24 protein-coding genes are annotated in these 22,346 nt (G+C 57.3%); 12 read left to right on the top strand and 12 right to left on the bottom strand.

What is annotated here, in order from left to right; all coding sequences use genetic code 11:
* Positions 1–4 precede the first annotated feature (4 nt).
* The 5 genes from AC0JZ1_RS19160 to ccmA are packed head-to-tail and all read right to left on the bottom strand — an operon-like array spanning position 5 to position 2,900.
* A complete protein-coding gene (locus tag AC0JZ1_RS19160) occupies positions 5–616 on the bottom strand; it encodes a DsbE family thiol:disulfide interchange protein (RefSeq protein ID WP_471884036.1) in 612 nt (203 codons plus the stop codon).
* On the bottom strand, positions 613–789 hold the full coding sequence (gene ccmD, locus AC0JZ1_RS19155; protein ID WP_471884035.1) for a heme exporter protein CcmD: 177 nt from the start codon (positions 787–789) through the stop codon (positions 613–615). Before ccmD ends, AC0JZ1_RS19160 begins: the two co-directional genes overlap by 4 nt.
* Positions 790–793: 4 nt before the next feature.
* On the bottom strand, positions 794–1,552 hold the full coding sequence (locus AC0JZ1_RS19150) for a heme ABC transporter permease (RefSeq protein WP_471884034.1): 759 nt from the start codon (positions 1,550–1,552) through the stop codon (positions 794–796).
* 44 nt (positions 1,553–1,596) lie between these two features.
* Entirely contained in the window at positions 1,597–2,256 is a 660-nt protein-coding gene (ccmB, locus tag AC0JZ1_RS19145; protein WP_471884033.1) for a heme exporter protein CcmB, read from the bottom strand.
* Complete coding sequence (gene ccmA / locus AC0JZ1_RS19140; RefSeq protein WP_471884032.1) at positions 2,253–2,900, bottom strand: heme ABC exporter ATP-binding protein CcmA; 648 nt, start codon at positions 2,898–2,900, stop codon at positions 2,253–2,255. Before ccmA ends, ccmB begins: the two co-directional genes overlap by 4 nt.
* A gap of 265 nt (positions 2,901–3,165) precedes the next feature.
* Here ccmA and acnA point away from each other — a divergent pair, with 265 nt between their 5' ends.
* From acnA to AC0JZ1_RS19125, 3 genes are all read left to right on the top strand, one after another.
* A complete protein-coding gene (gene acnA / locus AC0JZ1_RS19135; RefSeq protein ID WP_471884031.1) occupies positions 3,166–5,862 on the top strand; it encodes an aconitate hydratase AcnA in 2,697 nt (898 codons plus the stop codon).
* Positions 5,863–6,119: 257 nt separating this feature from the next.
* On the top strand, positions 6,120–6,827 hold the full coding sequence (locus AC0JZ1_RS19130) for a DUF1223 domain-containing protein (protein WP_471884186.1): 708 nt from the start codon (positions 6,120–6,122) through the stop codon (positions 6,825–6,827).
* Positions 6,828–7,095: 268 nt separating this feature from the next.
* Entirely contained in the window at positions 7,096–7,464 is a 369-nt protein-coding gene (locus AC0JZ1_RS19125; RefSeq protein ID WP_471884030.1) for a DUF2794 domain-containing protein, read from the top strand.
* Between the two features lie 8 nt (positions 7,465–7,472).
* On the opposite strand, the gene AC0JZ1_RS19120 is transcribed toward AC0JZ1_RS19125, so the two are convergent.
* The 4 genes from AC0JZ1_RS19120 to AC0JZ1_RS19105 form a co-directional block, all read right to left on the bottom strand.
* Complete coding sequence (locus tag AC0JZ1_RS19120; protein ID WP_471884029.1) at positions 7,473–8,030, bottom strand: GNAT family N-acetyltransferase; 558 nt, start codon at positions 8,028–8,030, stop codon at positions 7,473–7,475.
* 112 nt (positions 8,031–8,142) lie between these two features.
* Positions 8,143–8,889 carry a Bax inhibitor-1/YccA family protein gene (locus AC0JZ1_RS19115; protein ID WP_471884028.1) on the bottom strand — a complete coding sequence of 249 codons (747 nt, stop codon included), beginning with the start codon at positions 8,887–8,889 and terminating at the stop codon, positions 8,143–8,145.
* 168 nt (positions 8,890–9,057) lie between these two features.
* A complete protein-coding gene (locus AC0JZ1_RS19110) occupies positions 9,058–11,604 on the bottom strand; it encodes an ABC transporter permease (protein ID WP_471884027.1) in 2,547 nt (848 codons plus the stop codon).
* A complete protein-coding gene (locus AC0JZ1_RS19105) occupies positions 11,601–12,311 on the bottom strand; it encodes an ABC transporter ATP-binding protein (RefSeq protein WP_471884026.1) in 711 nt (236 codons plus the stop codon). The genes AC0JZ1_RS19110 and AC0JZ1_RS19105 overlap by 4 nt, the downstream gene beginning before the upstream one ends.
* Positions 12,312–12,399: 88 nt before the next feature.
* Here AC0JZ1_RS19105 and AC0JZ1_RS19100 point away from each other — a divergent pair, with 88 nt between their 5' ends.
* From AC0JZ1_RS19100 to AC0JZ1_RS19060, 9 genes are all read left to right on the top strand, one after another.
* Positions 12,400–13,044, top strand: a complete 645-nt coding sequence (locus AC0JZ1_RS19100) for an arylesterase (RefSeq protein WP_471884025.1) — start codon at positions 12,400–12,402, stop codon at positions 13,042–13,044.
* 86 nt (positions 13,045–13,130) lie between these two features.
* A complete protein-coding gene (gene thpR, locus AC0JZ1_RS19095; RefSeq protein WP_471884024.1) occupies positions 13,131–13,718 on the top strand; it encodes an RNA 2',3'-cyclic phosphodiesterase in 588 nt (195 codons plus the stop codon).
* A gap of 8 nt (positions 13,719–13,726) precedes the next feature.
* Positions 13,727–14,029 carry a 4a-hydroxytetrahydrobiopterin dehydratase gene (locus AC0JZ1_RS19090; protein WP_471884023.1) on the top strand — a complete coding sequence of 101 codons (303 nt, stop codon included), beginning with the start codon at positions 13,727–13,729 and terminating at the stop codon, positions 14,027–14,029.
* Positions 14,030–14,083: 54 nt separating this feature from the next.
* Complete coding sequence (locus AC0JZ1_RS19085; protein ID WP_471884022.1) at positions 14,084–14,479, top strand: YkvA family protein; 396 nt, start codon at positions 14,084–14,086, stop codon at positions 14,477–14,479.
* 292 nt (positions 14,480–14,771) lie between these two features.
* Positions 14,772–15,281, top strand: a complete 510-nt coding sequence (locus AC0JZ1_RS19080; RefSeq protein WP_471884021.1) for an invasion associated locus B family protein — start codon at positions 14,772–14,774, stop codon at positions 15,279–15,281.
* Positions 15,282–15,560: 279 nt separating this feature from the next.
* Positions 15,561–16,805: a dual-specificity RNA methyltransferase RlmN gene (gene rlmN, locus AC0JZ1_RS19075; protein ID WP_471884020.1), complete on the top strand. Its 1,245-nt coding sequence runs from the start codon at positions 15,561–15,563 to the stop codon at positions 16,803–16,805.
* Between the two features lie 116 nt (positions 16,806–16,921).
* Positions 16,922–17,875 carry an ABC transporter substrate-binding protein gene (locus tag AC0JZ1_RS19070; RefSeq protein ID WP_471884019.1) on the top strand — a complete coding sequence of 318 codons (954 nt, stop codon included), beginning with the start codon at positions 16,922–16,924 and terminating at the stop codon, positions 17,873–17,875.
* 86 nt (positions 17,876–17,961) lie between these two features.
* Complete coding sequence (locus tag AC0JZ1_RS19065; protein WP_471884018.1) at positions 17,962–18,843, top strand: ABC transporter permease; 882 nt, start codon at positions 17,962–17,964, stop codon at positions 18,841–18,843.
* The gene (locus AC0JZ1_RS19060; protein ID WP_471884017.1) at positions 18,840–19,634 is read left to right on the top strand and encodes an ABC transporter ATP-binding protein; all 795 of its coding nucleotides are present in this window, start codon (positions 18,840–18,842) and stop codon (positions 19,632–19,634) included. The genes AC0JZ1_RS19065 and AC0JZ1_RS19060 overlap by 4 nt, the downstream gene beginning before the upstream one ends.
* Positions 19,635–19,645: 11 nt before the next feature.
* On the opposite strand, the gene AC0JZ1_RS19055 is transcribed toward AC0JZ1_RS19060, so the two are convergent.
* From AC0JZ1_RS19055 to AC0JZ1_RS19045, 3 genes are all read right to left on the bottom strand, one after another.
* Positions 19,646–20,287 carry a LysE family translocator gene (locus AC0JZ1_RS19055; RefSeq protein ID WP_471884016.1) on the bottom strand — a complete coding sequence of 214 codons (642 nt, stop codon included), beginning with the start codon at positions 20,285–20,287 and terminating at the stop codon, positions 19,646–19,648.
* Positions 20,288–20,363: 76 nt separating this feature from the next.
* On the bottom strand, positions 20,364–21,164 hold the full coding sequence (locus AC0JZ1_RS19050) for a hypothetical protein (RefSeq protein WP_471884015.1): 801 nt from the start codon (positions 21,162–21,164) through the stop codon (positions 20,364–20,366).
* Positions 21,165–21,231: 67 nt separating this feature from the next.
* A complete protein-coding gene (locus AC0JZ1_RS19045) occupies positions 21,232–22,083 on the bottom strand; it encodes an SDR family NAD(P)-dependent oxidoreductase (protein ID WP_471884014.1) in 852 nt (283 codons plus the stop codon).
* Positions 22,084–22,346 lie beyond the last annotated feature (263 nt).

Genomic DNA, 22,346 nt, shown 5'->3' with positions numbered 1-22,346 from the left:
TGGTTCAGGAGGCTGCCTTGCCCGTCGCCTTTTCGATGGCGGGCAGCAGTTCCTGTGTCACGCTACGCTGATCGAAGGGGCCGACGCGCTTGTACAGAATTGTCCCGTCCGCGCCGACCAGATAGCTTTCCGGAATGCCATAGACACCCCAGTCGATAGCGGCCTGTCCCTTCGGGTCCACACCAATCGCCTGATAAGGATTGCCAAGTTCTCCCAGGAAGCGCAGCGCATTGTCGTTGCGATCCTTGTAATTGATGCCGACGAGGCTGATACGGCTGTCCTTCGCCAGTTCCTTGAGGAGCGGATGCTCCTGACGGCACGGCACGCACCAGGAGGCAAACACGTTAACCAGCGTCAGCTTGCCTTTAATCGCCGCATCCGTGAGCGCCGGTTTATCCGAGCCTTCCAGCGGTGACAGATTGAGCGATGGCGCATGTTTGCCGATCAGCGCTGAGGGAATAGCGGAAATATCGCGGCCATTCACATCCTGATCATACAGCATCTTGCCAGCGATACCGGCAAAACCAACGAAAACCGCAAGCGGAATGAGCGCCAGCGCATAGCGGCTGAGGCCCCGCTTTTGAGCCACCGGCTCTGATCGTTCGACCTTGCTCATGGCTTTGTTGCTTCCGAATTCGGTTGGGCGGAGCGGCGGCGAATGCCGGAAGATTCCAGTTCCTGCAATTCCCGGCGGCGCGCACGGCCATCGGCCAGCGTCCACCCGATGAGACAGAGCGTGATGAGGGCAGTCACCCCGTAAGATGTGAAAATGTAGAAGGCGTGGCTCATGAGATCAGCTTTCCCGGCTTGCCATTCGGGCAGCCATGCGCCGCTGCGTTGAAATGCGGCGACGCCAGATTTCGTTGCGCATCGCCATGATGTGCAGCGTGAAAAACAGAAGCGTGTAGGCCGCTGCCATGACCAAAAGCGGGCGGAGGAATTCCGCATCGATGGCCGAACCGCCCATGCGGATCACGCTGGCGGGCTGATGCAGCGTGTTCCACCACTCCACCGAGAACTTGATGATCGGGATATTCACGAAACCGATGAGGATCAGCACGGCGGAAACACGGGCCGCCTTTGAAGGATCGTCCATGGCGCGGTTGAGCGCGATGATGCCGAGATACATCAGGAACAGTACGAAGACCGAAGTGAGCCGCGCATCCCATACCCACCATGTGCCCCACATGGGCTTGCCCCAGAGGGAGCCGGTGATCAGCGCAATGAGTGTGAAGCCAGCGCCGAGCGGTGCCGCGGCCTTGTGGCTGACATCGGCGAGCGGATGCCGCCAGACCAGCGTGCCGATGGCGGAAAGCGCCATGACTGAATAGCACATCATGGAAAGCCAGGCGGCAGGCACATGGATATACATGATGCGAACGGTATCGCCCTGCTGGTAATCCCCCTCCGTGGTGAAGGAGAGATAAAGACCGACCGCGAAGAGAACCGCCGTTAGACCAGCAAGCCACGGCAGCAGCCGAGCCGCAAGGGCTAGAAACCGCGTCGGGTTGGCGAGATCGCTGAATTTGCGAATGGCAAGGCTTTCGTTCATGCGGTCCTTCTAGGGCAAAAGGCCCTCTCCCAAGTTGATTCTAGTCAATCTCCGGCATTGCGCAACGCCAGTGCAGCACCGAGCGGACCGATGACGGCAAAAAACATCGTGATGGCTGTGAGGATTAGAAAGGGTGGAAAAAAGGGGGCGGGATCTTCTACCGCCGCGTAAGATGCGCTGACACCGAATATCAGCACGGGGATGGTAAGCGGCAGCACCAGAATGGACACAAGCAAACCACCACGGGGAAGCGTGACCGCAACGGCCGCACCCACCGCTCCGATGAAGGCGAGCGCTGGCGAACCGACCAGCAGCGTCAACATCACCGCGCCAATGGCAACCTCGCTCATGTTCATAAACAGGCCAAGCAGCGGCGAGGCAATGACGAGCGGCAGAACATTGGCCAACCAGTGGGCGAGGCATTTCACCAGAACCGTGAGCACCAGCGGATGCTCCTGCATCAAAAGTAGATCCAGCGAGCCATCTTCACGATCGGCCTGAAACATCCGGTCGAGACCCAGCAGCGCTGCCAGCAACGCCCCGATCCAGACGATGGCCGGACCTATTCTTGCAAGAAGGTTCAAATCCGGCCCGACACCGAATGGGATGACCGCCACCACCGTGAGGAAAAACAGAATGCCGATGAGGGCGCCGCCACCGGCCCGAACCGAGAGCTTCAGGTCACGAAGAAGGAGCGCGATCATGGGGCAAACTCCTGCGCTGCAAACTCGAAACCCCTCATTTCCAGTCGTGTGACGTTCAAAAGCTCCAGCGGCTGATGAGTAGCTGCAAGGATCATGCCGCCAGCCTTCTGGTGTTCCTGCATGAGGCTGGACAGCAAGGATTCGGCGCTTGTGTCCAGCGCTGCCGTTGGTTCGTCTACGATCCAGACCGGGCGATAGGCGACAAGCAGCTTGGCAAAGGCCATGCGGCGCTGTTGCCCGGCGGAAAGATAGCCAAAAGGTAGGTGAAGTACCGTTTCGAGCTCAACCGCAGCTGCGGCGTCTACGATGGAAAGCCCTTGTCCGCCTTCGTGATCGCGGAAAAAATCTTTCCAGAAGGAAAGATTCTCGCGAACAGAAAGCTCCGGCTTCATGGCGTTGCGATGGCCGAGATAATGGGCTGCTTCCGACAGCCGCGGGGCTTTGCGGGTTGTATCGTACCAGAACAAAATGTCGCCGGAGGCCGGTTTGAGAAGGCCTGCCGCCACCTTCAGAAGCGTGGATTTGCCTGATCCATTGCGGCCCGTCAGCAGGAGCGCACTGCCGCCCGCCAACTCAAAGGAAATATTGGAGAATATCAGATCCTCGCCACGATGCGCAGACAGGTTTTCGGCGGCAAGCCGCATGGGTTAATCCCTTGTTCACTCGGTTGCGCGGCAATTTTAAAAAAATCGTGCCGATGACCCTTCTCGGTCTGGAACACTTCTTAGAAATTATCTATAAGCTTCGCAACCACGCCAGCGGCCGGCGTGATTTTCACTTTGCGCCGGACCTGAGGATTCGTCTTCTCGTGCGGACAGCGGAAATGGTCGTACCCGCATCCTGATGTGCATGAAGTGCATAGGCGTCCGCACGCGCGTGTTGGCTCTTAATATCAGCGGGGTTTTTTCCGTGACCAAATCTCTCGACAGCTTCAATTGTCGGTCAGTCCTGACCGTCGGTGGCAAGGATTACGTTTATTACAGCCTTCCAAAGGCTGAGGCCAACGGCCTGCCGGGCGTTTCCAAACTGCCGTTTTCCATGAAGGTTCTTCTGGAAAACCTGCTGCGCTTCGAAGACGGCAAGTCCGTTACCAAGGAACACATTCTCTCTGTTGCCCAGTGGCTGAGCAACAAGGGCAAGGTCGAGAACGAAATCGCTTACCGTCCGGCCCGCGTTTTGATGCAGGATTTCACAGGCGTTCCGGCTGTTGTTGACCTCGCTGCCATGCGCGATGGCATCAAGGCTCTCGGCGGTGATCCTGAAAAGATCAACCCGCTGGTGCCTGTCGATCTCGTCATTGACCACTCGGTCATCGTCGATGAATTCGGCAACCCGAACGCATTTGCCCGCAACGTTGAGCTGGAATATGAGCGCAACGGCGAGCGCTACCGCTTCCTGAAGTGGGGCCAGCAGGCGTTCAAGAACTTCCGCGTCGTTCCTCCAGGCACGGGTATCTGTCACCAGGTGAACTTCGAATATCTGGGCCAGACAGTCTGGACGAAGGAAGAAGACGGCGAAACCATCGCTTATCCTGACACATGCGTCGGCACCGATTCGCACACGACCATGATCAACGGTCTTGGCGTTCTTGGCTGGGGCGTTGGCGGTATCGAAGCCGAAGCGGCCATGCTGGGCCAGCCGGTTTCCATGCTTCTGCCTGAAGTTATCGGCTTCAAGCTGACCGGCACGCTGAAGGAAGGCGTCACCGCGACCGACCTCGTTCTGACGGTCGTTCAGATGCTGCGCAAGAAGGGCGTCGTTTCCAAGTTCGTCGAATTCTTCGGCACGGGCCTCGACACACTGCCAGTGGCAGACCGTGCAACCATCGGCAACATGGGCCCTGAATACGGCGCGACCTGCGGCTTCTTCCCGGTCGACAACGCCACTGTGGGTTACCTCGACATGTCTGGCCGCACCAAGGACCGCATTGCTCTCGTGGAAGCCTATTCCAAGGCGCAAGGCATGTGGCGCGAAGGCGACGGTTCCGATCTGGTCTTCACCGATACGCTGGAACTCGACCTTGGCGACGTTGTGCCGTCCATGGCTGGCCCGAAGCGTCCGGAAGGCCGTCTGCCGCTCGAAACCATTGCTCCGAACTTCGCAACCGCTCTTGAAGGCGATTACAAGAAGCCAGGTCAGCTCAACACCCGTTGGGCGGTTGAAGGCACGGATTTTGATCTCGGCCATGGCGATGTTGCCATTGCTGCCATCACCTCCTGCACCAACACGTCCAACCCGAGCGTTTTGATCGCAGCTGGTCTTCTGGCGCGTAACGCTGTTGCCAAGGGCTTGAAGTCCAAGCCTTGGGTCAAGACCTCGCTGGCACCGGGATCTCAGGTTGTTGGTGAATATCTGGAGAAGTCCGGTCTGCAGAAGGAACTGGATGCGCTCGGCTTCAACCTCGTCGGTTTCGGCTGCACCACCTGCATTGGTAACTCCGGTCCTCTGCCGGCACCGATCTCCAAGACGATCAACGACAAGGGCGTGATTGCCGCTGGCGTTCTCTCTGGCAACCGTAACTTCGAAGGCCGTATCTCGCCAGACGTTCAGGCGAACTACCTGGCCTCCCCGCCGCTCGTCGTTGCTTACGCTCTGGCTGGTACAGTCCAGAAGGACCTGACGACCGAGCCGCTTGGCGAAGATCGTGACGGCAACCCGGTCTACCTCAAGGACATCTGGCCGACTTCGGCAGAAGTTCAGGAGTTCATCCAGAAATACGTAACCCGCGAACTCTTCGAGACGAAGTATGCGGACGTATTCAAGGGTGATGCCAACTGGCAGGCTGTTCAGGTTCCAGAAGGTCAGACCTACGCCTGGGACGACCAGTCCACCTACGTGCAGAACCCGCCTTACTTCGTGGGTATGCCGAAGCAGGCTGGCCTTGGCACCGAGAACATTGTCAACGCACGTGTTCTGGGTCTCTTCGGCGACAAGATCACCACCGACCATATTTCTCCGGCCGGTTCGATCAAGGCACAGTCTCCGGCCGGTGCCTACCTGCTTGGAAACGGCGTTTCCGTTGCAGACTTCAACCAGTACGGTACGCGCCGTGGCAACCATGAAGTGATGATGCGCGGCACCTTCGCCAACATCCGCATCCGCAACTTCATGCTCGGCCCGAACGGTAAGGAAGGCGGCTACACCGTCCACTATCCGTCCAAGGAAGAGATGTCGATTTACGACGCGGCCATGAAGTACAAGGCTGAAGGCACGCCGCTGGTTATCTTCGCAGGCGTGGAATATGGCAACGGTTCCTCGCGTGACTGGGCTGCCAAGGGCACGAACCTGCTTGGCGTACGGGCTGTCATCGCCCAGTCCTTCGAGCGTATTCACCGCTCGAACCTGGTCGGCATGGGTGTTGTCCCGTTTGTCTTCGAAGAAGGCACCAGCTGGCAGACGCTGGACCTGAAGGGTGACGAGACCGTGACCATCGAAGGCCTGGACGGCGAGATCAAGCCGCGCGAGTGGAAGACCGCCAAGATCACTTATGCTGACGGAACGGTGAAGGAGATCAAGATCCTCTGCCGCATCGATACGCTGGACGAAGTGACTTATGTCAACAATGGCGGCATCTTGCAGACCGTTCTGCGCGATCTGGCTGCCTGATCACTCGCTGTTGAATTGTGTGCCGCCGGACTTACCCTCCGGCGGCATTTCTTTGAGAATAAACAGGGTGGTGAAGATCTGCAGCATTTGTCACCCGGTTGTGACTTTCGATTGATGACCTGCACAGGGTAGGCTGCTATCAATTCAATGATCCTCACACGATAAAGACCATCATGCTTCTGTCGTCGTTCCAAGTTCCGCGCATTTCCAAGCCGCTCTGCTGGCTCGCTGTTTGTCTTCTGCCAGCAGGTGCAGGAATGGCGGGCGATATCGGTTCGCCGCGTGGCGTGGTTGAACTCTTCACCTCGCAGGGCTGCGCCTCCTGTCCACCTGCCGATGAAACGCTCAAGCATCTGGTGGAGCAGGGCGATGTGGTGGCGCTCTCCTATCACGTCGATTACTGGAACTATCTTGGATGGACGGATACGCTGAGCTCCAAGGAAAATACTGAGCGTCAATATGGCTACGCCCATTCCATGGGACGAAGCGGTGTCTATACGCCGCAGGCTATCATCAATGGCCGGGTGCATGTGAAGGGCACGGATATTACCGCCATCAACGGGAAGATGGATGAGTTGCGCAATGAAGGGCAGGGGCTTTCCGTGCCGATCAAGGCGGCCATGAACGGCGAGGAGATGGAGATCACCATACCGCCGGGCGAGGGCAGGGCCGATGTGGTGGTTGCCTACTTCACCAAGAAAGAAGCGGTGAATGTGGAACGTGGCGACAATAGCGGGCGCCAGATGGAATACTGGCACAATGTTTATGATGTGCAGACTGTTGGCATGTGGGATGGCAAGGAGCTGAATATTACACTGCCTGCCAAGAGCATGGGCAGTTCCAAGAAGGATGGCTGCGCAATTTTGCTGCAATCTTCCGGCCCGAACGGCGAACCGGCTTCCATCATCGGCGCAACAGTTCTGATGGCAGGGCGCAAGAGAACCTCGGCAGAGGTCCGGCCCTAAGCGTTGGGGGCTGGGGGTAAGGTCAACGCCTTGGGCCGGACCGGCTGGCGCAGGGCGCCAACTGGATGGCGTGGAAGATGTCGAAGAAATCCGGCAGGGATTTGTTCGAAATCGGGCATCCGATAGATTTTCAGAAAATTCTCACACATGTTCGCCGCACTCTCGAAACCTTGGTCTCGAATGAACGGTTTGAGCGCGGTGCCGCTTGCATTTTGCCAAGCCTGAGGCACACTGAAACGAAACTGTCACATGATGCCCAGGAGCTCACATGACCGATCAAAAGGCAGATGGTGCTGTTGTTGTCGAGTTGAACCAGTTCCGCCAACAGAACAACGAGCCCCCGCCGGTGATGTTTCATCGCCTGGAACTGGATGCCATCCTCAGGATCTACGGGCGCATGGTGGGTGAAGGGGAATGGAAAGATTATGCCATTGATCAGCTGAAGGATAAGGCAGTTTTTTCCATCTTCAAACGATCAGGCGAGTTTCCGCTTTTCCGCATCGAAAAGAACCCCAAGCTGGCGAACAAGCAGGGCGCATACAGTGTTTTGAACACGCATGGCATGGTGTTGAAGCGTGGCCATGAACTGCCGCAGGTTTTGAAAGTGTTTGATAAGGTGCTAAAACTGGTCGAATAGGTTTCGTATCAGGCTTTGAATAAATTGCCTGGATAGATTGCCATATCTGGCTTTGATGATGTTCCTTCACCCAGTTCCCGTTGCATCAGGATAGTATCCAGCCAGCGATCGTGCTTGAAGCCGGTGCCTCTCAGGATGCCAACGTGCTCAAACCCGAGACTTTCATGCAGGCGTGCCGAGGCAGGACTTGCTCCTCCAATAACAGCTGTCATCTGGCGGAAACCAAGCGCGGTGCATCGGTCGATCAGTTCGCTAAGTAGACGTTTACCCAAGCCCATTCCCCGCGATTCGGGGGCAAGATAGATCGAATCTTCCACCAGCCAGCGATAGGCGGGGCGGGTGCGGAAAGCGGATGCATAGGCATAGCCAAGAACCGCTCCGGCGCCGCCTTCAACAACGATGCACGGATAGCCTTTATCGCGGATTGCGTTGAAACGTTCTGCCATCTCTGCCTCGTCCGGCGGTGTCAGCTCATAGCTCGCGGTGCCGTTGAGTACGCTGTCCCGGTAGATGGCAGTGATGGCGGGGAGGTCAGTGCTATTGAGGTCGCGCAGGCGGTAGGTCATGGCATTTCATCCAACTTGATTAAGTTGATCTAATCAAAGCCGCTGCTTTACCGCAATGCAAAAAGGGCGATCCTAAGGACCGCCCTTTCATAGATATCATCGAACGTTCTGATTAGTTGTTACGGTTGCCCAGGAACTGCATCAGGAACATGAAGAGGTTGATGAAGTCGAGATAGAGCGTCAGTGCACCCATGATTGCCTTGCGGCCCATGACCGACGCATCATCGCCCACATAGTACATTTCCTTGATCTTCTGCGTATCGTAAGCCGTGAGGCCCGCGAAGATCAGAACGCCGAGCACCGATACCGCAAAAGCAAGAGCGGACGAGGCGAGGAAGATGTTGACCACGGATGCGATGATCAAGCCGAAGAGGCCCATGATCAGGAACGAGCCCATGGCGGAGAGATCACGCTTGGTGGTGTAGCCGTACAGCGAAAGAGCGCCGAACGAAGCCGCCGTGATGAAGAAGGTCTGCACGATGCTCTGGCCCGTGTAGACCAGGAAGATCGAAGACAGGGACAGACCCATCAGCGCCGCGTAGGCCCAGAAGGCCGTTTGGGCTGCGCCCACGCTCATGCGGTTGATGCGGAAGCTCAGGAACATCACCATGGCAAGCGGAGCCAGCATGACAACCCAGCGAAGCGGGCTCTGGTAAACGGCAGCGCCAAAGGCTGTGATGTGGCCATCCTGAACAGCCAGTTGCCATGTTGCGAAGGCCGCAACGCCCGTGATCGCCAGACCCAGAGCCATGAGATTGTAGACCTTCAGCATGTAGCTGCGAAGGCCTTGATCGATCATGGCGCCTTCCTGGACGCCACCGCGCACGGCACGGTTGTCGAAATTGTAACGGTCAGACATATGTTTGTCCTCTCAAGCTTCGGATGGAATACGGTGTCGGGAAAACCCCTGGCGCCGCTGCGAAGCTCAGCAAGCCTGCATAGAATATGCGAGGTTATGCCTCATGGTTCAAGTGTTTGAGCCTTAAATCCGGCAGGTGACAAAAATTTAATGCCGGCCAAGGGTTAACTAGAGCTCCCGAAGAACGGGCGCCGCTTTCTGTCCGAGGATGCGCCAAGTTCCTGCAAGGCCTATGCCGACGGTCAGCACGAGCGCTCCGACAATGGTGCCGATGGCGACATCCGGCAGGAAGGTGGCAGGCATTTTCATGATGCGGCTGACGACGAACCAAGCGGAAACGCCACCCGCAAAAAGCGCAAATATGGCCGTTGCCAATCCTAGGATCATATATTCGTAGGAAAAGGCGCGCATGAGCATGGAGCGCGTGCCGCCGAGCGTCTTCAGGATGACCGCATCATGCGTGCGCGCCCGGTTGCCGGAGGCAAGCGCACCGGCCAGCACCAGAACGGAAGCAATCAACGCAACGGCTGCAGCCGCACGAATGGCGGTCGCCAACTGGCCGAGAAGCTGGCTTGCGATATCCAGCGCATCCTTCACACGCACAGTGGTGACGGTTGGATAGGCCGTCGTGACGGCGCGGAGGATTTCGCCCTCCTTTTCAGGCGAAGCGGAGCTATCCATCAAGGTCGCGAGCCAGGCATGCGGCGCACCTCGGAAGGTGTTTGGCGAAAAGACCATGACGAAGTTGATGGAAAGCGAACGCCATTCGACCTTGCGGAAGTTTGCGATTTTGGCGGTGATATTGCGACCCAGCACATTGACGGTGACGGTATCGCCCATCTTCAAGCCTAGCTCACGGCCCTCTTCCTCGGAAAAGGAAACGAGCGGCTCACCGCTGTAATCTTTCGGCCACCAACTGCCTTCAACGATGTCAGAACCTTCCGGCGGGTTTTGCGCATAGGTGATGCCGCGATCACCACGCAGCACCCAGCGGCCAGCGGGGGGAATGCTCATCTGGCTTACATCCTGACCGTTAAAGGCCAGAATGCGCCCGCGCAGCATGGGCACCTGGACGATTTTTCCATCCGGGGCGAGGCGCTTGACCGTATCGACTACCCCATCCTTCTCACTGCTTTGGATATCGACAAAGAAGAAGTTCGGGGCATTCTGTGCCATAGCGCCGGTCAACTGGCGGCGCATATTCCCATCGATCAGTGCAAGGGTGACGAGAAGTGCAAGCCCCAAGCCGAGAGACAGGACAACAGAGGGCGTAAGAGCGCCGGGACGGTGGATATTGCCAATGGCAAGGCGAAGGGCGGGCGAGGAAACGCGAGGGCTGCGACGGGCAAGAGCGGCAATGCCAGCCGCCACCAACCGCAGCAGAACAAAGGCACCAGCGACGGCGGCGAGGAAGACAACGGCGATATAGCGATCTTCCGCAGCAAAAATGGCAAGACCGGCCAATGCCGCAAGCGCTATGCCGCCCGCCAGGAGATAGGGCCAGGAAGGCCAGCGGCTCTGATCGAAGCTTTGTTCGCGGAAAAGGGCAGTGGCCGGCACCTCCCGCGCATGACCAAGCGGAAGCACGGCAAAGGCGAAAGTGGTGAGAAGGCCAAACAGGGCCGCAAGCCCAAGCGCTGCCGGATAGAGGGTGGCTCTGGCATCGATCGGCAGAAAGTCGCGCAGGAAGCCCAAGGCTGCGTAAGGCGCGATGGCACCCAGCACGACGCCGATGAGAATACCCACCGCGCCGATCATCAGAATCTGGAAGAGGTAGATCAGCGTAACGACAAAGGCCGGTGCGCCGAGACATTTGAAGGTGGCAATGGTGGTGCGCTTGGAATCCAGAAAGGCGCGCACCGCATTGGCAACACCGACGCCGCCGACGATGAGAGCCGTCAGCCCCACAAGTGTGAGAAACTGGGAGAAGCGATCCACATTTTCCGTCAGCGACGGGGCGGCGCGATCTGCTGTGCGAACGGACCAGCCAGCAGCAGGGAATTGCCTGTTGGCAATGGCACCCAGCGTATTTCTGGACGAGGGATCGTTCAGCTTGATCTTGTAGGCATGTTCAACAAGGCTGCCTGTCTGGATGAGGCCGGAGGCTTTCAGTGCATCCTGCGACATCAACAGGCGTGGTGCAAAACCGAAGCCTTCCGAGAGGGCGTCCGGTTCCGTGACGAGGATGCCGGAAATCTTGAGCCTTGCCGTGCCGAGAAGGAGTTCATCACCCACCTTGACGCCCAGTCGCTCCAGAAGCAGCGGGGCGGCCAGCACGCCATAGCTTTCACCCTCTTTGGCGAGAAGGTCGGCCAATGGGCGCTGCGGATCGGATTCGACCTTGCCATAAAGCGGGTAAAGCTCATCGACGGCTTTTGCCTCTACCAGCGCCTGACCGGAACCATCAGTGAGTCGTGCCATGGAGCGAAGGCCGGTGGAGACTGCGACCTGCCCCAGGCTATCGAGGAAGGCGCGCTCCTCGCCGGAGGCTTCACGGTTGTTCAGCTCGAAGCGGATATCGCCCGCCAGCAGCGTTTGGCCCTGGCTTGCAATCGCATCGGTAATGGCTTTGGAAACGGAATTGACGGCGGCGATTGCGCCGGTTCCAAGCGCAATACAGGCAAGGAAAATGTAGAAGCCAGAGAGACCGCCGCGCAGCTCCCGCAGGGCCAGGCGCCAAGCTATGGAAATGGAGGGAAGGCGGGCCGACCTCATGCCAGCGCCATCTTTGCAGTGGTTTCAGACCTGCTATCCGCCGCGATTTCGCCCGAGCGAACACGGATTTGGCGGGAGCATCGCGCCGCCAAGGCATTGTCATGCGTGACGAGCAGCAGGGTCATCTTGCGCTCAATCTGTTTGGAAAAAAGCAGGTCAGCAATCTGCTTGCCGGTTTCCGTATCCAGATTTCCGGTCGGTTCATCGGCAATCAAAACGGCAGGTGAGGGGGCTAAAGCGCGTGCGATGGCCACACGTTGCTGCTCGCCGCCGGAAAGCTGGCCGGGATAATGATTCAGCCGCTCGCCAAGGCCAACAGCCGTCAGCTCCTTGCGGGCGATCTCGAACGGGTTTGCGACATTGGCGAGTTCGAGAGGAACGGCGACATTCTCAAGCGCGGTCATATTGGCAATGAGGTGGAAGGACTGGAAGACGATGCCAATATTCTTGCCACGGAAGTCGGCCAGCCGGTCTTCGTTCAAGGAGTGCAAGGGCGTGTTGCGAATATGGATTTCGCCCGAATCGAGCCGCTCCAACCCCGCAAGAACCATGAGCAAGGTCGATTTGCCAGAGCCAGACGGGCCAACGATCCCCACTGCCTCACCTTCATCAATCTTGAGGTCGATGCTTTTCAGCACGTGAACGGAAGCTGCTGCATTTCCCAGCGTCAGATCCGCCTTCTTCAACTCGATGATGGTGTTGCTCACGAAAATCGATCCTATATCGAATGAGAAACTTCCTCTTGGCGCCGAATAGGCCACCTGAGGGAGGAGAGCCCAATCTAGGAATAGCACGATGAAATTCAAAGCAGTCTGGCTTCACGTGATTGTCATTGCAGGAACAATAGTTGCACTTCTGTCTCCGGTGCAGGCCAAGACACTTCAGATCGTGGGATTTGGCGATAGTCTGATGGCAGGCTACCAGCTTGCGCCTTCCGAATCCTACACGGCGCAGCTTGAGAAGGCGCTGAAGGCGAAGGGATACGATCTGGCAATCACCAATGCGGGCGTTTCGGGCGATACCACATCCGGCGGGCTGGCGCGCCTCGACTGGTCCATCCCAGATGGAACAGATGCGGTTATTCTGGAGCTTGGTGCCAATGATGCCTTGCGCGGCGTTTCACCCGACCAGACGGAGAAGAATCTCGATGCCATGCTGGCGCGGCTGAAGGAACGCAAGATCCCGGTCTTGCTGGCTGGCATGATTGCCCCGCCGAACATGGGCGGCGATTATGCCGAACGTTTTAACGGCATGTATGCCAAGCTCTCGCAGAAATATGGGGTGGCGCTCTATCCGTTTTTTCTGGACGGCGTTGTGACACAAGCCAATCTGCAGTTGGAAGATGGCATGCACCCCAATGCGAAGGGGGTTGCGGTGATGGTAGAACGGTCTCTTCCTACCTTGGAAAGCTTTATGAAAACCCTCCCAACCCACAAGTGATTTTTGCAGGGCAAAAAAAGCAGCTTGCGCGGAACCCTAATGCGTGTTCCGCTATTGTTACCGAATAAGATTCGAGGAGGTTCGCTATGCCGAGACTTTTCACCGCCCTCGAAATTCCGCGCAGTGCTGCGCTCAGTCTCTCTCTTTTGAGAGGGGGACTGCCTGGTGCGCGATGGATCGATGTCGACAATTATCACCTCACCTTGCGCTTCATCGGAGACGTGGATAATCGCACGGCCGATGAGATCGTCGACCGTCTGGACCGGATCGACCGGGAAGAGTTTCAGCTTAGCCTTACGGGCATCGGTTCCTTCGGATCGAAAAAACCGCACTCCATCTGGGCAGGCGTTTCTCCCTCGCCAGAACTCATGGCGCTTCAGTCAGAAATTGATCGTATCTGCATGCGGATTGGCTTGGCACCGGACCCGCGCAAGTTTACGCCGCATGTAACCTTGGCCCGACTGAAGAATGCTCGGCTGGACGACGTGGTTCATTATCTGGCGGGACGTGGAAATTTCCACACGATGAGCTTCAATGTGGGGCGTTTCGTTCTGATGTCCTCCAAGGAATCGTTTGGCGGCGGTCCTTACGTGACGGAAGAGATTTTTCCGCTGGCTGAGAGCGGTGCATCCTACGCAATGGATGATCTGGCTGCTGAATCTGCATCGTATTGAGGTTGCCAGTGAGGGATGAAAAGCTGACTGCTGAAGCATTGGCGCAAGCTTTGTCCGACCTGCCGGAATGGGCTTTGCGCGATGACGGCTTGGCGATCGCCCGCTCGTTCCGGTTCAAGGATTTTCGGCAGGCGTTTGCCTTCATGACCGAGTGCGCCCTGATGGCGGAGAAGCTCGATCATCATCCAGAGTGGTTCAACGTGTATTCTCGTGTTGATGTGACACTTACGACGCATGATTCCGGTGGGCTCACGGAGCGTGATATTAAACTTGCCAGGGCCATGAGCAGCGCGTTTTCCCGATTTCATTGAACACCGGCTGCCGCCACCCCATATCTGAGGCGCTCCCGAATTTCGGAGGAACAGATGGACGACGTGAAGATTGGCGAGATTTTGGCTCCGGGTGACGATGAGACGCAGGAGCGTCGAACGAAACAGGTTCAATCCAAATTCTGGCCGACATTGAAACGTGCCGCCCGCTATGTTCCCTTCAGTCGGGATGTGGTGGCTGCTTTCTACTGTGCGACAGACCCTGCAACGCCGACGCGGGTGCGCGGCGTTCTGCTGGCAGCGCTCGCCTATTTTGTGATGCCACTGGATATCGTGCCGGATTTCCTGGCTGTCGTCGGTTTTACAGATGATGTTGCAGTGCTTGCGGCTGCTTTCCGCATGGTTCAGACGCATATCAAGGACGATCACTATCAACTGGCTGATCGTGCACTGGCCGACGACCCGGATTTAAAGCCAGCGCCAGCGGGTTGATCTCCATCACATTCTCATGCCTGCACCACGGATCGATGGGGTGGGCCTAATTCTTGCCGCAAATCAACGCATTTCTCTGGCTTGGACGGCAGTGAGCGCCTTTCATGATGATCGGCTCTCATGTGACGCCTCTTCCTTTTGGTGATCTCTCAAAACCGGATGACGGCAGTTTTCTTCATCCCGCTGTTGACGGTTTGGTAACCAGAATTAAGTCAAAGTCTAACTGATCGCGACCCTGAGGCCCGGCCATGCCGTGCGGTCGGCCCTATCTTGAGAAAACTGGCAGGATACAATGTTTCTAAAACAGATCGCCATCGCGTCGACACTCTTGCTCGCTGGCACTTCATTTGCTGCGGCGCAGGCGCCGTCGCCAACGCGCATTCAGCAATTCAAGGCCTGGGGTGCATATTCCTATAAGTCTGGCAATTCCACCGTATGCTATGTCTTGTCTGTTCCGACCACCAAGGAGCCTGCAAGTGTGGATCATGGAGATATTTTCTTCATTATCTCGCAGCGTCCAGGCCAGAACATTTCCTATGAGCCGCAGGCCATGATGGGTTACACCATGAAGGCGGATTCGAAGGTGAATGTGACCATCGACAAGAAAAACTTTGTCATGTTCGTAAAGGACAAGGCAGCCTGGGTGGAGAATGCCGCTGAAGAGCCGGCTTTGGTTGCTGCCATGAAGGGTGGCTCCAGCATGACGGTAAAGGCAACCTCGGCGCGTGGCACCGGCACCAACTATTCCTATTCGCTTGCTGGTCTTTCGCAGGCCTTGAAGCAGATCGAAACCTGCAAGTAAGCGCATTTCGATCCCAATAGACTGAGAGGCCGGTTCGCCGGCCTTTTTGCGTTGGGGGTGACGAAAGCGCAAAAGAGTGCTACACGCCCCGCAAAACTGCTTGTTTCCAGGAGAGGCCCTCTTGTGAAATTTGAGCTTGGTTCGCATTTCACACGCAACGCAACATGTGTCCCTCGTCTTGTCGGCGCGGGTCTGGCTGTTTCGGTTGTCAGGTTTACTTGGCTTCCGTGTGCCTGATAGGGGTGGTCGCGACCGCCCGGCTGAATAGGATTTTGAGTGATGTCGGCCATTGATGCCACTGCCATTGCACCCGCCGTCAAGGCGCCGCTTGTGCCACAACCGGATCTGATGTCCGGCAAGCCCTCACTGATCGGCCTGACGCGCGAAGAGCTTGGCGCGGCGCTGAAGGAGAAGGGCGTTCCGGAAAAGCAGGTGCGCATGCGCGTGAGCCAGTTGTGGCACTGGCTTTACATTCGCGGCGTTTCCGATTTCGATGCCATGTCGAATGTGGCCAAGGACATGCGGGAAATGCTGAAGCGGCATTTCACCATTGCCCGCCCGGAAGTGGTTGAAGAACAGATTTCCAACGATGGCACACGCAAGTGGCTGCTGCGGTTTCCGCCGCGGGGCGCGGGGCGTCCGGTTGAGGTGGAAACGGTTTATATTCCCGAAGAGGGACGCGGCACGCTGTGCATTTCCAGCCAGGTTGGCTGCTCGCTCACCTGTTCCTTCTGTCATACCGGTACACAGCGGCTTGTGCGCAACCTCACTTCGGAAGAAATTCTGGCTCAGCTTCTTCTCGCGCGGGACCGGCTGGGCGATTTCCCCGGTCTCGATTCCCCTCCCGGCGCTTTTGTGCCGACGGGTGAGCGGAAAGTGACCAACATTGTGATGATGGGCATGGGCGAGCCGCTCTACAATTTCGAGAGCGTCAAGACCGCGCTTTTGATCGCCTCCGATGGTGACGGGCTTTCGCTTTCCAAGCGCCGCATTACCCTGTCTACCTCCGGTGTCGTGCCGGAAATCTATCGCACCGGTGAGGAAATCGGTGTGATGCTGGCAATCTCGCTCCATGCGGTGCGCGATGAACTTCGTGACATGCTGGTGCCGATCAACAAGAAGTATCCGCTGAAGGAGCTTCTGGAAGCCTGCCGCAAATATCCGAGCCTTTCCAATGCGCGCCGCATTACCTTCGAATATGTGATGCTGAAGGATGTGAACGATAGCCTGGAAGATGCAAAGCTTCTGACACAGTTGCTGAAGGGCATTCCGGCCAAGATCAACCTCATTCCGTTCAACCCTTGGCCCGGCACCAACTACCAGTGTTCTGATTGGGCCACGATCGAGAAGTTCGCTGATTTCATCAATCAGGCCGGTTATGCCTCGCCGATCCGCACCCCCCGTGGTCGCGATATTCTGGCGGCGTGCGGCCAGTTGAAGTCTGAATCAGAGCGTATGCGCAAGACTGAACGCCTGGCCTTTGAGGCCATGATGATTGCTGGCCATGGCGAGGATGACGATTGAGGCGATTGCACTGCTAAAGTAGCGCATTTTTCGCGCAAAGGTGGGTGCAGTCCCTTCCCACAGCGGCGCTGGATGCATAAAAGAACGGCGCAAGAATAAACACTCGGAGGAACCCTATGCGCCGCCTTATCCTGGCACTTGCTGCCGCCACTGTTTTGGCCATTCCTGCCAAGGCTGAAAATGTTACTGTTGCTGTCACCGCAATTGTTGAGCATCCGGCCCTCGATGCCGCACGTGATGGTGTGAAGAAAGCCTTGGCCGATGCTGGCTACAAGGAAGGCGAAAACCTCAAGTTCCTCTACGAATCCGCTCAGGGTAACCCAGGCACGGCCGCACAGATTGCGCGCCAGTTTGCTGGTGAGGCACCGAATGTGATCGTTCCGATTTCCACGCCGTCCGCACAGGCCGTTGTTGCCGCCACGCGCGATATTCCGGTGGTCTTCACAGCTGTTTCCGATCCGGTTGGTGCGCAGCTGGTCAAGGACATGGACAAGCCTGGCCGCAACGTGACGGGCCTTTCCGACATGCTGCCTGTGGCTGACCATCTGGCGCTGATCAAGGAAATCACGCCGAATGCCAAGACCGTTGGCTACCTCTACAACTCTGCGGAAGCCAACTCCGTTTCGACGCTTGCGGCGCTGAAGACTGCCGCTGACAAGGCTGGCCTGAAGGTCGTGGAATCGGTTGCCACCAAGTCCTCCGAAGTGCAGGGCGCTGCCCGTTCGCTGGTGGGCAAGGCTGACGTGATGTACGTTCCGACCGACAACACCATTGTCTCCGCTTTCGAGGCGGCTGCCGGCGTTGCGGCTGAGGCGAAGATTCCGCTCTATGCCGCTGATACGGATTCAGTTGCACGCGGTGCGATTGCTGCTCTCGGCTTCAACTATTTCGACGTGGGCAAGCAGACTGGTGAAGTGGTTGTTCGCATCCTCAAGGGCGAAAAGCCGGGCGACATTCCGGCCAAGGTTGCCGTTGGAACAGATCTGGTGCTGAACAAGAAGGCAGCTGTTGCTGCTGGCGTCACCTTCCCGGAAGCCGCTTTGAAGCGCGCCACCAAGATCATCGAATAACACCATCCGGGCCGTAGGTTGTTTGATCTGCGGCCCTTCTTTGCCCTCTGTTGCGAGAGGGAATTTTCTTTCAAGGACTGTTCACCGTGAGCCAAATTGCTTTCTGGGGCGCTGTGGAGCTTGGACTGGTATTCGCTTTCGTGGCGATCGGCGTCTACCTCGCTTTCCGCATTCTCGACTTTCCTGACCTGACGGTCGATGGCTCGTTCCCCCTTGGTGCAGCCGTTGCGGCGGTTCTGATCATCAGTGGCTTGAACCCGTGGGTCGCCAGCGGTGTCGCCATGGTGGCCGGTGCAGCAGCTGGATTGGTGACAGCGACCTTGAATGTACGCTTCAAGATCCTCAATCTGCTTGCTTCGATCCTGACCATGATCGCGCTGTTTTCCGTGAACCTGCGCGTGATGGGCAAGCCGAATGTGGCACTGCTCAACCAGGATACGATGATCTCGCCTTTCTATGGGCAGGGTGTTCCTGAATATCTGGTTCGCCCGCTTTTCGTCGGTCTCCTCGTCGTGTTGGCTGTGATCCTTGTCTGGCGCTTTCTGGAAAGCGACGCTGGTCTTGCCATGCGCGCAACCGGTGCCAACGCTCGCATGGCGCGGGCGCAAGGGGTAAACACGGGCCGCCAGATCTATCTTGGCATGGCGCTTTCCAATGCGCTGGTGGCACTGGGTGGTGCCTTGTTTGCCCAGACCAATGGCTTTGCCGATGTGACCTCCGGTGTCGGCACCATCGTTGTCGGTCTTGCCGCCGTCATCATCGGTGAAACGCTACTGGGTGCACGTGGTATCCTGATGGCGCTCATCGGCTGCGTGCTCGGCTCTATTGCCTATCGTCTTGCCATTCAGCTGGCGCTTTCCAGCGATGTGCTGGGCCTCAAGGCCTCCGACCTGAATTTCGTCACGGCGGTTCTGGTGGCGATTGCGCTCATTCTGCCGCGCCTGCGCCGTTCGGGAGGTGCTGCATGATTTCGCTTCAAAACATTCAGGTCCTCTTCGGTCGCGGCACGCCGCTGGAAAAGAAGGCGCTGGCCAAAATCGATCTCACTATCGAGACCGGCTCTTTCGTGACGGTGATTGGCTCGAACGGTGCTGGCAAATCCACGCTGCTCGGCGTGCTGGCAGGCGATGTGCTGCCGACTGCTGGCAAAGTGACGATTGGCGAAACGGACGTGACACGCAAGCCGACCGCTGCCCGCGCAGGACAGGTGGCACGTGTATTTCAGGACCCGCTTGCCGGTAGTTGCGGCCAGCTGACCATTGAGGAAAACCTTGCGCTCGCGGCGGCGCGGGGACAGCGCCGTGGCCTTCTTCCTGCTTTGGGCGCCAAGCGTCGTGCCTTTTTCCAGGAGCGGATTGCTTCGCTTAACCTCGGTCTTGAGAACCGTTTGAAAGACCGGATGGATCTTCTTTCCGGCGGTCAGCGTCAGGCCGTATCGCTTGTCATGGCAACGCTTTCCGGTTCCGACGTGCTGCTGCTCGATGAGCATACGGCAGCGCTTGATCCAGGCATGGCGGAGTTTGTGATGAACCTGACCAATCAGGTGGTGTCAGAACGCAAGCTGACGACGCTGATGGTCACCCATTCCATGCGTCAGGCGCTGGATTTTGGAACACGCACCATCATGCTTCATGCAGGTGAGATTGTGCTCGACGTTTCCGGCGATAGCCGCAAGGATCTTCAGGTGGAAGACCTGATTGAAATGTTCCGCAAGATCCGTGGCCAGAAGCTGGATGATGATGAATTGCTGATCGGATAAGGGCGCTGCCCTTATCTCGACTGCGTCATGAAGATCTTGATGGCGAACATCGAAAACACGCCTGCGAAGGTGTAATCGATCCCCCGCAGAACCTTCGGGTTGGCTTGCAGCCACTTTGCAAGCCGATCCGCTGCCAGAATGACCAGCACATTGACCGGGCTTCCCACGAAAATTAAGAAGAATCCGAGAAAAATCAGCTTCTGCGTGACAGCCGGGTCTCCTGCCGTAACGAATTGCGGCAGGAAGGTCATGAAGAAGATGATGACCTTCGGGTTCAAGAGATTGACCCAGAGCCCTGTCGATATATTGCTCCAGATCGAGCTCTTTTCTGTTTCAACGGCCTCCACCTTGAGGCTGGAGCCGTAGCGCACGGCCTGAATGGCAAGCCACAGAAGATAGGCAGCGCCACCCGTCTTCAACAGGAAGAAGGCGGTGGGTGAGGCCGTGATGAGCGCCGATACGCCGAAGGCCACCAGAAGTGTGTGGATCATGATGCCGATGGTGGTGCCCAGCACAACATAGAGCGCGCGCTTGCTGCCTTGCGAAAGGGCGCGACTGATCGAAAGCGTCATATCCGGTCCCGGCGTAATCGCCAGAAGCAGGCACATGCCGGTGAAGGTGACGAGGGTGGCGGCGCTTGGCAGAAAGTCCATGGGGAAGCCTCGGGACAAGATTGTCCCGAAGCTTTATCGCGGCTTCGATGTTTTGCCAATCTCTGGCCGAACGTGACTATCGTTTGACGGCAGGATCGACCAGATTGACCTTCTCACCCGGTTCGATGCCGAAGAGTTTACGGAAATCATCCGCACTGAGAATGGCGGCTGCCTGATCAATCAGGTGCTGGTTGCGCGCGTTGAGGTAATCGGTGCTGGGTGCAAGGAGACCGGGGGTCGCCACCGTCGCGAAGGTTTGGACCTGTCCCCGCAGGCTCATCAGTCTGTTGAGGACATCCGGTTTGTCGGCAAGCGCTTCCCGAGCCAGCTTCTCGAAATCATCGGGCAGGTCGTCATTCATTTCCTGCTCTCCCGGCGTTGTTGCCAGAACCAGCTTCTGGCCAGTGCATGTTGCGAGTTTGCGTTGCCATGCTGCGTGTTGCAAGCCGTAAGTACCGTAGATGAAGGAGCTGAGGGCGTAGCCCCGGGCTTCCTTTACGGTCAAAGGCTCAAGACCGGCAGTCTTCGTAGAGTAAAGCACCTGATTGGCCAGCTGATGGCAAACGCCATCAATCCCGTAGGTGAAGATTGTACCCTGTGCCGCCGGATTGCCGGATGAAATCAGGTTTGGTTCCACGAGGCATGACGCCAGCGCAAGATTGCCCTTCTGGCTACCGATGAAACCTGTCGCGTTGACCGGCGTGCCGCCCTTGGGATGAAAGTCACCCCAGCAGAACCAGTTGTTCTGCCCCGCCGCCTTTACATCATTGATCGTCGCGTAGGGCGTGACCCGGCTGTCGTATGTGGTGACCCAGGTGTGATCGACAGGAGAACCGGTGACATAGGCCGGAACGACCCACGCAAATAAGTCCGTCATTTTAAAACCTCATAGTTGAAATATTAACATCATTTTTCAACTATGAGATTATGTCAATGACTCGTATTCAAGCCAGGTGATCTTTAAACGCCTGTTGATAATCCTTGTGCCAGCGCGAAAGCGGTGGGCGGTTCTCAATGATATCGCCTGCAGCCCAGGCAATGCGGCGCTCGTCCGTGCGGCGATCTACATCGTTGTCCGGGCAAAGGATGTAGAAGTCTCCGCGCTCGATGGATTGCAGCATGAATTCCACTGTCTGTTCCGGCGTCCAGGCAGCGGCCGGCTTTTGCGCGCGGCCATTGGCTGTCAGCGACGTGTATACGAAGCCTGGAATGAGAAGATGCGCCGAGACGTGGCAGCCTTCTGTATTGCGCAATTCGTGTTGCAGCGCTTCCGTAAACGCCTTCACGCCAGCCTTGGAGACGTTATAAGCGGGGTCGCCGGGCGGCGTGGTAATGCCTTGCTTGGAGCCGGTGTTGATGATGAGGGCCGGATCATTGTGGCTCATCATGTTGGGGCCGAAGGTGCGCGTGCCGTAGATCACGCCCATCAGGTTGACAGCCAAGACGCTATCCCAATTGGCTTGAGGACCAAACAGCGCACTTCCGGGCTGGATGCCGGCATTGTTCATCAGAATATGCACGCGGCCGAAGCGCTGGATCACGGCTCTTTCCAAGGATTCAACCTGATCAAGGCGAGACACATCCGTCGCGATAGCCACGACATCCGCCTCGCCACCGGCGGCCAATAATCTGACCTCCTGGCAGGTGGCTTCCAACCGGTCTCCTTCCAGATCAGCCAGTACGACGCAAAGGCCCTGTCGGGCAAATTCCTTGGCCGCAGCAAGACCGATGCCGGAGGCGGCACCTGTGATCACGGCCACGTGGCCCTTGGCGAATGCGGGGTGTTGCAGGTTCATGGATATCCTCCTTCAAGACCCTTTGAGGCCAGAGTATTTCCGGTGATCACGGGGATCATCGGAAATACTCTTACGTCTCTATCATGACCGCATTGTCCGACGCCGAAGCGATTATCTTCGGCTGGAAATGCTCAAGGCCATATGGCGTCTGTCATGGATGTTTCAATGCGGCAAAGGGGGGCTGCTCATATACAGCCATGCCCTTGCACGCAGACACAAAACCGCTAAAAGTGCCGCCATTCAAGATTTATGGCGGATCTGCT

Source organism: Affinirhizobium capsici (assembly GCF_977018625.1).
Note: the sequence above shows the minus strand (reverse complement) of the source record. Positions and strands in the feature narration are given on the sequence as shown.